Below are 13,084 nucleotides of genomic sequence, written 5' to 3' on the forward strand. Positions count from 1 at the left end.
TTCCCGCGCCTGCCATTGTAAGGAGCAGCGGACGACGGCGGCCCGGTCGTTTGGCGCCCGTCGTCGGCAAAGCGCGGAACCTGGTGCAGGACGCCCTGGCCTCGGCAGGCTACCCGGAGCGGATCCTGGTTGCCTGCAGCGGCGGCCCGGACTCCTTGGCCCTGGCTTCCGTGGTTTCCTACTTTGCCCGTCGGGGCCACGTCCACGGGCACCCGGTGAGCGCTGCCGCCGTCGTAGTCGATCATCAGTTGCAGGAAGGCTCGGGCGAGGTCGCCGCGCACACTGCCGCGATCCTGGAAGAGCTGGGTTTGTCGCCGGTGCAGGTGCGGACTATCGAGGTGGCGTCAACAGGGTTCGGCCCTGAAGCCGCCGCGCGCGACGCCAGGCATGCCGCGCTGGATGCCGCGGCTGAGGATCTCGGCTGCCAATTCATCCTGCTTGGCCACACTTTGGATGACCAGGCGGAGCAAGTATTGCTAGGCCTCGCCCGGGGTTCGGGAACCCGTTCCCTCGCTGGAATGCGGGCAGCCAGGGGGAAGCTCTTGAGGCCTTTCCTTGGCCTTCGTCGAACTGAAACCTTGGAAATCTGCGAGGTCGAGGAACTCGAAGCCTGGCACGATCCCAGCAACGCGGACCCGGCTTTCGCCCGCTCGCGAACCCGGGTGGAAGTCATGCCGGTGCTGGAGGACAAACTCGGACCAGGCGTTGCCGAATCCCTCGCGCGAACCGCGGCGATCCTCCAGCAGGACGCCGATTTCCTGGAGGAGCTTGCCACGAAAAGCTACGCGGGAATGGTGAACCGCACGGACGACGGCGTCTGGCTCCCGGAAGGTGCGTTGAGGGAACTCGCCCCAGCTCTCAGGTTCCGTGTCATCGCCAAGGCGGCGGCCGACGTCGGGGGCCAACAGCCCGGTTACGGTCGGCTCCATGCGGCCGAAGCGCTGCTCCGAAGGCAGGGGTCCGCGGGTCCCGTCCAATTGCCCGGCAACGTCAGCGTCTACCGCCTCTCGCTGAGCGAACTGGAGCGTGATGCGGCCGCTGGTCCCCGCGAGGGCGGCGGCTGTGGGAAGCTAGTATTCCGGCATCACACATCGCCCCAACACTAGCCGCACCCGAGCATCAACACAGGAGCCATTGGTGGATTCAAACGACGTCCAGGCAGACCTCAAGCACGTTCTCTACACCAAGGAGCAGATCCAGCAACGAATCGGCGAACTGGCTGCACAGATCGACAAGGACTACGCAGGCCGTGAGCTGCTGATCGTTGGCGTGCTCAAGGGCGCCGTCATGGTCATGGCGGACCTCGCGCGTGCGCTCCACAGCCACGTCAGCATGGACTGGATGGCCGTGTCCTCCTACGGTTCGGGCACCCAGTCTTCCGGCGTCGTGCGCATCCTCAAGGACCTCGATACCGACCTCATGGGCAAGGACGTCCTGATTGTCGAGGACATCATCGACTCCGGCCTCACCTTGTCCTGGCTCAAGACCAACCTCGAATCCCGTGGCACGGCCTCCGTGGAAATCTGCACCGCATTCCGCAAGCCGGCAGCCGCCAAGGTGGAGATCGACGTCAAGTACGTCGGCTACGACCTCCCCAATGAATTCGTGGTCGGCTACGGCCTGGACTACGCCGAAAAGTACCGGAACCTCGAATTCATCGGTACCCTCGCCCCGCACGTTTACGAGTAATTCCCCGCCGCGGATTGATGGCGGAATGGAGAACGGCCGCCCGGAGGGGCGGTCGTTTTTTCTTTGGCCAGACCCGGCGATCCGACGCCGGACACGCCTGATGTGCGCCGGCAGGGCTCCGGAACTTTTACGAGAGGTCGCTTTGGCGCAATTCCGTGTACGCCTAGAGGGAACTTTTGCACCTTACTATGCGTGAATCACTCCGAACGGTGTAAAGCTAGAAACTGACGCAGCACCACACGCGCGCAGAGGATGCGCCGTGCAGCACTACCAGGAGGGACGGGGCTGGCCCCCGAACAGATGAAAGCTAAGAATTTCTTCAAGGGCCCGGGCATCTGGATTGTTGTCGTAGTCGGCTTGCTCCTGGTGGCATTTGCAACCCTTGCCCCCGGTGGATCCACTCGCATCGATACGGATAAAGGCCTGGCGCTGCTTGCGCAAAGCGGCAAAGTGGATCAGGCAAAAATCTACGACGCCGAAAACCGCGTCGACCTGACGCTCAAGGACGATCTCGTCATCGACGGCCAGGACAAGGGCAAGAATGTCCAGTTCTTCTACGTCACCGCCCGCAGCGGAGACGTAGTGAAAGCTGTCACCAACGCCGCGCCGGCCAAGGGTTTCACGGATCAGCCTGTTGAGAACAACTGGTTCTCCGGACTGTTTTCGCTCCTTGTTCCCGTCTTGCTGCTGGGCGTGCTTTTCTGGTTCCTGCTTTCCCGGATGCAGGGCGGCGGGTCGAAGGTGATGCAGTTCGGCAAGTCCAAGGCCAAGCTGGTCAACAAGGACATGCCGCAAGTGACCTTCGCTGATGTCGCCGGTGCGGACGAAGCTGTCGAAGAACTTCAGGAAATCAAGGAATTCCTCCAGGAACCGAGCAAGTTCCAGGCAGTCGGCGCGAAGATTCCCAAGGGCGTGCTGCTTTATGGCCCTCCCGGTACCGGTAAGACCCTCCTGGCCCGTGCTGTCGCGGGTGAGGCCGGAGTGCCGTTCTTCTCCATCTCCGGTTCGGACTTCGTCGAAATGTTCGTCGGTGTCGGCGCCTCCCGCGTCCGCGACCTCTTCGAGCAAGCCAAGGCCAATTCCCCGGCCATCATCTTCGTCGACGAAATCGACGCCGTCGGCCGCCACCGTGGCGCCGGTATCGGCGGCGGCAACGACGAACGTGAGCAGACCCTCAACCAGCTCCTTGTTGAAATGGACGGCTTCGACGTCAAGACCAACGTCATCCTGATCGCTGCCACCAACCGCCCCGACGTCCTTGACCCCGCCTTGCTGCGTCCGGGCCGTTTCGACCGCCAGGTCACTGTTGAGGCACCGGACCTGGTGGGCCGCGAGCAAATCCTGAGCGTCCACTCCAAGGGCAAGCCCATGGCCCACGGCGTCGACCTCAAGGCCGTTGCCAAGAAGACCCCGGGCTATACGGGTGCCGACCTCGCCAACGTGCTTAACGAAGCCGCTCTTTTGACGGCCCGCTCCAACGCCAACCTGATCGACGACCGCGCGCTCGACGAAGCGATTGACCGCGTCATGGCAGGCCCCCAGAAGCGCAGCCGCGTCATGAAGGAAATGGAACGGAAGATCACGGCGTACCACGAAGGCGGCCACGCGCTCGTGGCGGCTGCCCTCCGCAATTCGGCCCCGGTCACCAAGATCACCATCCTGCCCCGCGGCCGTGCCCTTGGTTACACCATGGTTGTTCCGGAGGATGACAAGTACTCGATCACCCGCAACGAACTCCTGGACCAGATGGCTTACGCAATGGGCGGCCGTGTCGCCGAGGAAATCGTGTTCCACGATCCTTCGACGGGCGCTTCCAATGACATCGAGAAGGCCACGGGAACTGCCCGGAAGATGGTTACGCAGTTCGGCATGAGCGAGCGCATCGGCGCCGTGAAGCTTGGCCAAGGCGGCGGCGAGCCGTTCCTCGGCAGGGACATGGCGCAGGAGCGGAACTACTCGGACTCGGTAGCCTACATCGTTGACGAGGAAGTCCGCCGCTTGATCGACCAAGCCCACGACGAAGCGTATGCGATCCTCACTGAAAACCGGGACATCCTTGACCGACTGGCCCTTGAATTGCTTGAGCGCGAGACCCTGAACCAGGGCGAGATCGCGGACATCTTCCGGGATGTCCGGAAGCGGGACTTCCGCGAGATCTGGCTGTCCAAGGAATCCCGCCCAGTGCAGACGATTCCACCGGTGGAAAGCCGTGCAGAGCGGGCCGAGCGCGAGGCACAGGAGCAGGCAAAGGCAGCCCGCTTGAAGGAACCCCTGGATGCCCAGCCTCCGCACCCCCAGGGAGTCAGCAGCCAGGAGTCCTTCTCGGGTCCCGACGCGGGCGCAGGTCCGGACGCGGGCACCGACGTTTCGCATCACGGCTAAGCTTTCTGCTGTGACTCACATCGACGACGACGACTTCAGTGATGCCTTCGGCGGTTCGCCTGCCGGCGATCCGGAGGCATCCCCGGCAGGCCACCACTCCCACACCAAGGTCGACCGCCCCCGCATCGAGGCGGCCGTCCGCGAGATCCTGATCGCTGTGGGAGAGGACCCGGACCGCGGGGGACTCCTGGACACGCCAAAGCGGGTGGCCAAGGCGTATGCCGAGGTCTTCGCCGGCCTCCACCAGGATCCCGAGCACGTTTTGTCCACCACATTCGACCTCGATCACGAGGAACTCGTGTTGGTCAAGGACATCCCGTTCTACTCCACGTGCGAACACCATTTAGTGCCGTTCCATGGGGTAGCCCACGTCGGGTACATCCCCTCGCATGATGGCAAGGTGACCGGGCTGAGCAAGCTGGCCCGCCTCGTTGACATCTATGCGCGTCGTCCCCAAGTGCAGGAACGCCTCACCACCCAGATCGTCGACGCCTTGGTCACCCACCTCAAACCCCGGGGTGCGATCGTCGTCGTCGAATGCGAACACATGTGCATGTCCATGCGTGGCATTCGCAAGCCCGGCGCGAAGACCGTCACCAGTGCGGTTCGCGGGCAGCTCCATGACCCGGCCACCCGTGCCGAAGCCATGAGCCTCATACTCGGAAGGTAACGAACACGATGGATTCCCTCGCAGCAGCCCCAGGCACGGGACCGGCAACGAGCCCCCTGCCTATCCTCCGCAAACCCCGCCCAGCCGCACGCTTCGCGGACTTGCCGGCCGACCGCACGCTGGTCATGGGAATTCTGAACGTCACTCCTGATTCATTCAGCGATGGCGGAAAGCACCCCACAGCGGATTCCGCGATCGCGCACGGCTTGCGCATGTTGTACGCCGGCGCGGACATCATCGACGTCGGCGGGGAATCCACCCGCCCCGGCGCGGAGGCGGTCTCGCCCGAGGAAGAACAGCGCCGCGTCATTCCCGTCGTCCAGGCACTGGTGAAGGCCGGAGCGCTCGTCAGCATCGACACGACGCACGCGTCCACGGCCGGCGCCGCCCTGGAGGCCGGCGCGGCGATCATCAACGACGTCTCGGGCCTGAGCATCGAACCGGAAATGGTCGAACTCGTGGCACGCACCAAGGTGCCTTATGTCCTGACGCACCGCCGCGGCGACGCGGAAACCATGAACAGCCTGGCTGACTACGGCGATGTCGTCGAAGAAGTCATCGCGGAACTCAAGGAAGTCCGCGACAAGCTCTACGAGGCAGGGGTGGCGCCGGAGCAGGTCATCATCGATCCCGGCCTCGGCTTCTCGAAGGACGAGGAGCAGAACTGGCAGCTCCTCAAGTACGCCGACAGGCTCGACGAGCTCGGCCACAAGGTCTTGATCGGGGCATCGCGCAAGCGCTTCCTCGGGACCCTCCTGACCGTTGCCGGCAAGGCCGCCGCTCCCGAGGAGCGGGACCACGCCACTGCCGCGATTACGGCCATCAGTGCTGCCAACGGCGCTTGGGCAGTGCGCGTTCACGACGTCGGACCGAGCCTTGATGCGGTCAAGGTCGCCGCGCGGGTCAGGCACTAGGTACCGTGAGCAAAGGGGGAGGGACCGGTTTGGACAAGATCACGCTGACCGGCGTGACCGCCGTCGGGCATCACGGAGTCTTCGACTTCGAACGGCGGGACGGCCAGCCGTTCGTCGTGGACGCGGTGCTGTACAAGGACTTCACCAAGGCCGCGGAGACCGACGACCTGCAGCACACCGCCCACTACGGTGAAGTTGCCGAATTCATCACCTCCCTCATCAGCGGCGAGCCGCTCAACCTCATCGAGGCCCTTGCCGTGCGGATCGCCGAAGGCATCCTGGACGGCTTTGACGTTGCCGCCGTTGACGTCACGGTCCACAAACCGAAGGCTCCCATCGAAGTGCCTTTCGGAGACGTCACTGTAAGCGTCCACCGGGAGCGCACATGACTTCGCGCTTCACGAAATCGATCCTTGCCCTCGGCAGCAACCTCGGCGAACGTAACGACACCCTGTCCACCGCCGTCGCGGACCTCGTGGACGGCCCGGAAATCCGCTTGCTCGGGGTCTCGCCCGTAGTGCAGACCAAAGCCGTGGGCGGGCCTGCCGGCCAGCCGGACTTCCTCAACATGGTGATCGCGATTGAAACCACGCTCTCGCCGCTCGAATTGCTGCAGCACTGCCACGAGGTCGAGCAAAAGCACCATCGGGTCCGCGATGTCCGCTGGGGTCCGCGCACCCTTGACGTGGACATCATCGTGTACGGCGATGTCACCAGCGACGACGAAACGCTGACCTTGCCGCACCCACGCGCCGCGGAACGCGCGTTTGTCCTGTATCCCTGGGCCCTGCTGGATCCCGCGGCGAGTCTGAACGGCGAAAGCGTGGCGGACCTGGCAGCCAAGGCGGAAGACTTTCCCGGGCTCCGGCCGTTCGACGGATTCGACGAGCCGGGAACCATAGCTGCCACGGGTGCGGTGGAGTAGACCATGAAGGCCATGCGTCCCCTCCTGCTGGCGATGATCGTCGTCGTCCTTGCCGCGGCCGGCTGGCTGGCCACCATTGCCACCACGCGCTACGGCATGGCCACCCCGGTCCTTCCGCCGTCCGCGCTGGTCACGATGGGCGTCATCGCCGTGCTCACCCTGGTGATGGGCATCCGCGTGCTGCGGTGGCGCAATGGCAAGAAAAAGACCCTCCTTAGCCCGATCCTCGCGGCGCGAACCCTCATCCTGGCCCAGGCCTGCGCTTATGCCGGCGCCGTCCTGCTTGGCTGGCACGTGGGAATCGTGATTGAGCAGCTCCGGATCTGGACCCTTCGCAGCGACCAAGGAATTCTTTGGCTCGCGCTCATCATGGGCGTCGGCGGGCTCGTCATGACCATCGTGGGACTCGTCGTTGAGCGGTTCTGCCGGATCCCTCCGGAGGACATGGAAGGCGGAACAGGCCTGCAAGACCGTCGCCACGGCGAGGCCAAAGGTGAGGGCGAATATGCATACCGCGGCGATTGATCCTCCGGGCGTCGAATGGTTGCGCGTTTCGTCGAAGTACGTGACGGTGAGGCTCGTCGAGTGGGCTATCCGCAACGTGATCCTGGTCGCCGTGGTCAGCTTGCCTTTGCTTTTCGTGCAACTCGGGTGGTGGACGTGGCCGCCGTTGTGGTTCGCTGTCGCCCTGCCCGCCTTCTTCGTGGTGCTCGCCGTGTGGCGCCTCGCATTGATCCCGCGACAGGTCCGCGCGATCGGTTACGCGGAACGCCACGACGACCTCCTCATCCGCCGCGGAATTTTCTTCCAGCGGACAATGGTGGTTCCGTACGGCCGGATGCAATACGTCGACGTCGCCGTCGGGCCGGTCGAACGGATCCTCGGGCTGTGCACGGTCAAGCTACACACCGCATCGGCCGGGACCATGGCCCACTTGCCGGGCCTCCCCGCGGCTGAAGGTGCGCGCTTGCGCGAGCAGCTTTCGGCTCGCGGCGAAGCGAGGCTGGCCGGACTGTGACGCCGCAAAAGACCGCGGTCGACGGCGACTGGCACCGTGTCCACCCGGCGTCGCCGTTCGTGCGGGGCTGGGTGGCGCTCGTCGCGATCGTCTACTTCTTCGGCCGCGACACTTTCGAAAGAAGCCTTCAGGGCCGCGGCAACATCGGTGCCGCGATCAACGAGCGCACCCTTTGGCTGTTGGCCGGCGGCGGCGTCGTGCTCTTGTTGGCGTTGGGATCGTTCGTCCTCAGCTGGTACTTCACGCGGTACCAGCTCGCCGAAGGCTATGTCCGGGTCAACACGGGTTTCTTGTTCAAGCAGCAACGCCAGGCCAGGCTGGACCGAGTCCAGGCCATCGACATCGTCCAGCCCTTGCTGCCCCGTATTTTCGGCCTTGCGGAGTTGAAGTTCGAGGTCGCCGACGCCGGCCATTCGGCTGTGCGCCTCTCCTACCTGAAGCTTGGGGAGGCCAAGCAACTCCGCGCCACGATCCTCGGCCGCGCTGCGGGCATCGCCGACGGCACCGAAACGGTGGAGGTACCAGAGGCTCCCGAGCAGGTGGTGCTGTACATCCCGCCCGGTCGGCTCATCGGTTCGCTGATCCTCAGCGAGCAGAGCGTCTTCATCGTCCTGAGTGCGGTCGCTTCCGTCATGGCCTCGGTGCTGACCGAATCCCGGGCCTTCATCCTCTACTTAATTCCCGCAATCATCGGCCTAGGCACCGCTTATTGGAGGTCCTTCAACAAGGGATACAACTTCACCGCCGCGATTTCTCCTGATGGGATCCGCATGCGTTACGGGCTTTTGGATACCCAAGCCCAGACGCTGCCGCCGGGGCGGATCCAGGCGCTCAAGGTCACCCAGCCTCCCATGTGGCGGCTCCTCGGCTGGTTCCGGATCCACGTCAACGTCGCCGGTTACGGCGAACATCACCGCAGCGAAGGTGAGCACCGGACCATGCTCCTTCCGGTTGGCCGGAAAGCCGACGTGATGATGATGCTTTCGCTCGTTTTGCCCGATCCCGGCATCGCGGACCCCGAAAGGGTGTTCACCGCTGGCCTGACCGGACTGGATTCGGACGCAGGTTTCGTGACGACGCCAAAACGGGCTTGGCCGCTCGCGCCCCTTGGCTGGCGGCGCAATGGCTTCCTTTCCACGGATACTGCGTTGCTGTTGCGCTCCGGGCGCGTGTGGCGGAAGTTGGTGATCGTCCCGCATCAGCGGACGCAGTCCATGGCCCTCCACCAAGGCCCGCTGGACCGGTTGTTCCGCGTGGCGGATCTCGTACTCCACACGACCCCCGGGCCGGTGGCGCCCAGGCTCTACCAAGTGTCCACGGAGCTTGCGGTTGCCTTGTTCGACCAACAAGCAGCGAGTGCCCGGGAAGCCCGGAAGCGGCAGACCAGCGAGCAGTGGCTGGCCCAACTTCCGCCTGTCCATCAAGTCGCAGGGACAGCATCAACCCCGGAGGAGAAGAACCATGGCTAGGCCAGGACGCCTCGGCGTCGGAATCATCGGCGCCGGCAAGGTGGGTGCCGTCCTGGGTGCGGCCCTGCGCGCGGCCGAGCACGCCGTCGTCGGGGTTTCCGCCGTCTCAGAGGCGAGCAGGGAGCGCGCGGAATCGCTGCTCCCGGGGGTCCCCATCCTGGAAATCCAGGACATCGTCGAACGTTCCGAGCTGGTCCTCCTTGCCGTCCCGGACGACGCCCTCGGCGAGCTTGTGGAGGGGCTGGCGAAGCTCGGTGCGTGGCAGCCGGGCCAGCTTGTGGCGCACACGTCAGGCCGTTTCGGCGTCGGGATCCTGAAGCCGGTCCGCGCCGCGGGGGCAATCCCGCTCGCGCTCCACCCCGCCATGACGTTCACCGGCATGAGCCTCGACTTGACCCGCCTGATGGACTGCACCTTCGGGGTCTCCGCCGACGCCGCAATGCTGCCCATCGCCCAGGCGCTCGTGGTGGAGATGGGCGCCGAACCTGTCGCCATCGCCGAGGCCGACCGAACGATCTACCACGCGGCACTCGCGCACGGTTCGAACCATTTGGTGACGCTCGTGGCGCAGGCGTCCGAACTCCTGGGGCAGATCGGCGTCGAGGCGCCCGAACGGATGTTGGGTCCGCTCTTGCGCGCCACTTTGGAAAACGCGCTGGCGTCGGGCGAATCCGCGCTCACCGGTCCCGTGGCCCGAGGCGATGTGGGCACTGTGGCCGCGCACGCGGAGGCACTCAACGAGCTCGACGCCGGAGCCGACGGCGACGTCCTCGCCGCCTACCGGGCAATGGCGCACGCGACGGCCCGGCGCGCGCTCAACCGCGGGCTGCTCAAAGGGAACCAGTTCAGCGACATCACCGACGCGCTCAACGATCCACGCACGCCGGACAACGGCGAAGACCGTCCAGGCGGCGATCCTGCCGGGATACAGGAAGGAAACTGACCATGGCCATCAAGCTTGTGACCACCGCGGCGGAACTGCGGGCCGAAAGCGCCCGCCTGCTCCTCGAAAAGCGGGGTTCGTCGCAGGGACTGGTCCCGACCATGGGGGCGCTGCACTCGGGCCACGCTGCACTGGCGCGTGCCGCCGTCGAACAGAACGACGTCGTGGTGGCCTCCATTTTCGTGAACCCGCTGCAGTTCGGCGAGGCCGCGGACCTCGACCGTTATCCGCGCACCCTCGAGGCGGACATGGCCCTCCTGGACGCCGAAGGAGTGGACCTCGTCTTCGCTCCCTCGGTGGAAGAGGTCTACCCGGGCGGCGAACCGCTGGTCCGAGTCACTTCGGGTCCGTTGGGCGAGAAGTGGGAAGGCGCCTCGCGGCCCGGCCACTTCGACGGCGCCCTGACGGTGGTCGCCAAACTGCTCCATTACGGCTTGCCCGGCGGTCCGGCGTTCGACGGCGGTGCTGCCGCGTACCGCGCGTACTTCGGCCAGAAAGATGCCCAGCAACTCGCCCTCGTGAAGCGGATGGTCTCCGACCTCAATTTTCCCGTAGACATCGTTGCTGTCCCCACTGTGCGCAGCGAAGAGGGGCTGGCGCTCTCCAGCCGGAACAGGTTCCTTTCAGAAGCGGAACAGGACGCTGCCTTGGTGCTGTCCCGGGCACTTCGCCTCCTCGAGTCCCGCGCCCTGGCGCGCGAACCGCTGGACCTGGACTCCGCCGTCGCACTCGTTGAATCCCAGCCGCTCGTACGCCTGGACTATTTCGACGTCGTCGATCCCGGAACGCTTGAACCCCTCGCCGAAAACTGCCAGGACACGCCGTTCCGCGGGGAGGGACTCGCGATCATCGCCGCGAAAGTCGGTCCCGTGCGATTGATCGACAACCTGCCGCTGAGTTCGTAGTGCTTAACGTTCGGGTTCGCCCGCCCAAACGTTTGGAATAACCTACTGACGGGAATGCGTATGCGGCTTAGACTGTTGCAGTCTTTACCGGTGCCGAGCGCCGGACACCGCACCCCATACCCGAGGGATCCTCATGTCTACCGACATCACGTCTGACGCGCACGGCAAACCCGTGCAGCAAGCGGGGACAGAGCACGCCAGCGACAAAATGTCGCGCGAGTCCGTCACTGTCATCGTCACGCTCCTAGTGGCTACATTCGTCGTGATCCTCAACGAGACCATCATGAACGTTGCACTTCAGCGGCTCATGACGGACCTCAAAGTGGATCCGCCCACTGTCCAATGGCTCTCCACTGGATTCATGCTGACGATGGCCGTGGTCATTCCCACCACCGGATTCATCCTCCAGCGGCTCACCACCCGAGCAGCGTTCCTGCTGGCGATCGGCCTGTTCAGCACCGGAACGCTGCTCGCGGCATTGGCTCCGGGATTCTCAGTCTTGCTGTTGGCCCGCATTGTCCAAGCGGGAGGCACGGCCATCATGCTTCCGTTGCTGATGACCACCATCCTGACGCTCGTGCCGTTGTCCCGCCGCGGGGCCGTGATGGGCAACGTAACCATCGCGATTTCGGTGGCACCCGCGCTTGGTCCCACAGTTTCGGGGATCATCCTGGACCACTTCTCATGGCGGTTCATGTTCGTCTTCGTGCTGCCCGTGGCATTGGCCGCCATGGCTATCGGCGCCAAGTTCCTCACCAACGTGGGGGAGCAGGGCAGCGTGAAGCTCGACTTCGTCTCTGTGATCCTGACCGTGCCGGCATTCGGCGGCCTCGTGTACGGACTGAGCCAAATCGGCGGCAACGGTGGAGCCAGTGCCCTGCCGGTCGTCGCCTTGGTTGTCGGCGTGTTGTGCATGGTGGCGTTCGTGTTCCGCCAACTCAAGCTGCAGAAGTCCGACGCCCCCTTGCTTGACCTGAGGGCCTTCAACTTCCGCATGTTCACCGTGTCCACGCTCCTCATGGTGGTGGCCATGATGGCGCTTTTCGGTGGCGTCATCCTGCTGCCGCTCTACCTGCAGAACATCCTGCACCTGCAACCCATGGAGACCGGCTTGGCCCTCCTTCCTGGTGGCTTGGCCATGGGCTTGCTCGGACCTGTGGTCGGCCGCCTGTTCGACAAAGTCGGTCCGCTCCCGCTCACCGTGACAGGCTCACTCTTGCTAGTGCTCACGCTGTGGCAGTTCTCGCAGCTCACCGCTTCCAGCCAGTTGTGGTGGGTGATTGTCCTCTACGCAGTGCTGAGTTTGGGCCTGGCTTTGTTGTTCACGCCGTCATTCACCACCGGCCTCAACCCGCTGCCGCCGCACCTTTACTCGCACGGTTCCGCGATCATGAGCACGCTCCAGCAAGTTGCCGGCGCCGCGGGCACAGCGCTGCTCGTCTCGATCTTCGCCGTGGTCTCGGCCTCATCCGGCTTCGTGGCCGGCATGCAGGCAGCCTTCCTGACAGCCACCGTGATCTCCGTCATCGCCGTGGTGCTTTCGGCAATGATGCGCAAGACCGAGGGCGCGGCGATGCATTAGTTCGCACTGTCTCTGGTTGGACGAGGCACCCTGGTTCCAGGATCCGACGCTTTCAGGGTTCGACGGCGCCGCACCACCTTTCGGGTGGTGCGGCGCCGTTTTGCATTTGCTCCCCGACGCGCTGGGTGAGTACCGATGCCGGCTCGCGTGTGGTGGGTGTGTGCGGGGGTTTTGGGGTGGTGTGGGGGTGGATTTGCGTGGGGGTGTGGGTGTGTGTAGAGTAGTTCGAGTCGCCGGCGCTGATGTGTGTTGATGGCGGCGAAAACCCCCCTTTCAAATGGCCTGGTTATGGCGTGCTTTTGTGGCGTGTTGTTGTTGGGTGGGGGCCGGGTGCGTGGCTGATTTGCTTTGGTTGCGTGGTTCGGGTAAGTTTGGAAAGTTGCTCCGGAGCGATCCTGACGGTTGTTGGGTGGTGTCGGGTGTGTCTGTTGTTTGAGAACTCAATAGTGTGCCAAGTTTGTTGATACCGATTGTTTTTTGATTGGTTGATTTGCTGGGCTGCTGCGCACCCCCGTGTGTGGTGGTCTGGTTTTTTGGCTGGTTTCAGATTTTTGCGATGCTTTGGTGGTCTTTTTCCGGCTGCCGGG

General features: G+C 64.3%; 13 protein-coding genes. All 13 read left to right on the plus strand.

The window, feature by feature from the left end:
* Positions 1-83: 83 nt before the first annotated feature.
* A complete protein-coding gene (gene tilS / locus E1809_RS08790; protein ID WP_133203871.1) occupies positions 84-1,106 on the plus strand; it encodes a tRNA lysidine(34) synthetase TilS in 1,023 nt (340 codons plus the stop codon).
* A 31-nt stretch (positions 1,107-1,137) separates the two neighbouring features.
* Positions 1,138-1,689 carry a hypoxanthine phosphoribosyltransferase gene (gene hpt / locus E1809_RS08795; RefSeq protein ID WP_133203846.1) on the plus strand — a complete coding sequence of 184 codons (552 nt, stop codon included), beginning with the start codon at positions 1,138-1,140 and terminating at the stop codon, positions 1,687-1,689.
* A 300-nt stretch (positions 1,690-1,989) separates the two neighbouring features.
* Entirely contained in the window at positions 1,990-4,071 is a 2,082-nt protein-coding gene (gene ftsH, locus E1809_RS08800) for an ATP-dependent zinc metalloprotease FtsH (protein WP_133203847.1), read from the plus strand.
* A gap of 10 nt (positions 4,072-4,081) precedes the next feature.
* The gene (gene folE, locus E1809_RS08805; protein WP_133203848.1) at positions 4,082-4,741 is read left to right on the plus strand and encodes a GTP cyclohydrolase I FolE; all 660 of its coding nucleotides are present in this window, start codon (positions 4,082-4,084) and stop codon (positions 4,739-4,741) included.
* Positions 4,742-4,749: 8 nt separating this feature from the next.
* Entirely contained in the window at positions 4,750-5,655 is a 906-nt protein-coding gene (folP, locus tag E1809_RS08810) for a dihydropteroate synthase (protein WP_133203849.1), read from the plus strand.
* Positions 5,656-5,684: 29 nt separating this feature from the next.
* Positions 5,685-6,044, plus strand: a complete 360-nt coding sequence (gene folB / locus E1809_RS08815; RefSeq protein WP_133203872.1) for a dihydroneopterin aldolase — start codon at positions 5,685-5,687, stop codon at positions 6,042-6,044.
* Entirely contained in the window at positions 6,041-6,580 is a 540-nt protein-coding gene (gene folK, locus E1809_RS08820; protein ID WP_133203850.1) for a 2-amino-4-hydroxy-6-hydroxymethyldihydropteridine diphosphokinase, read from the plus strand. Before folB ends, folK begins: the two co-directional genes overlap by 4 nt.
* 3 nt (positions 6,581-6,583) lie before the next feature.
* Entirely contained in the window at positions 6,584-7,105 is a 522-nt protein-coding gene (locus tag E1809_RS08825) for a DUF3180 domain-containing protein (RefSeq protein WP_133203851.1), read from the plus strand.
* Positions 7,086-7,598: a PH domain-containing protein gene (locus tag E1809_RS08830; RefSeq protein WP_133203852.1), complete on the plus strand. Its 513-nt coding sequence runs from the start codon at positions 7,086-7,088 to the stop codon at positions 7,596-7,598. Before E1809_RS08825 ends, E1809_RS08830 begins: the two co-directional genes overlap by 20 nt.
* Entirely contained in the window at positions 7,595-9,067 is a 1,473-nt protein-coding gene (locus E1809_RS08835) for a PH domain-containing protein (protein WP_133203853.1), read from the plus strand. The genes E1809_RS08830 and E1809_RS08835 overlap by 4 nt, the downstream gene beginning before the upstream one ends.
* The gene (locus tag E1809_RS08840) at positions 9,060-10,010 is read left to right on the plus strand and encodes a Rossmann-like and DUF2520 domain-containing protein (protein ID WP_133203854.1); all 951 of its coding nucleotides are present in this window, start codon (positions 9,060-9,062) and stop codon (positions 10,008-10,010) included. The genes E1809_RS08835 and E1809_RS08840 overlap by 8 nt, the downstream gene beginning before the upstream one ends.
* 2 nt (positions 10,011-10,012) lie before the next feature.
* The gene (panC, locus tag E1809_RS08845; RefSeq protein WP_133203855.1) at positions 10,013-10,915 is read left to right on the plus strand and encodes a pantoate--beta-alanine ligase; all 903 of its coding nucleotides are present in this window, start codon (positions 10,013-10,015) and stop codon (positions 10,913-10,915) included.
* Positions 10,916-11,048: 133 nt separating this feature from the next.
* Entirely contained in the window at positions 11,049-12,497 is a 1,449-nt protein-coding gene (locus tag E1809_RS08850; protein ID WP_133203856.1) for a DHA2 family efflux MFS transporter permease subunit, read from the plus strand.
* Positions 12,498-13,084 lie beyond the last annotated feature (587 nt).

The organism is Arthrobacter terricola, from assembly GCF_004354015.1.
In the GTDB taxonomy this organism is placed as follows: domain Bacteria; phylum Actinomycetota; class Actinomycetes; order Actinomycetales; family Micrococcaceae; genus Arthrobacter; species Arthrobacter terricola.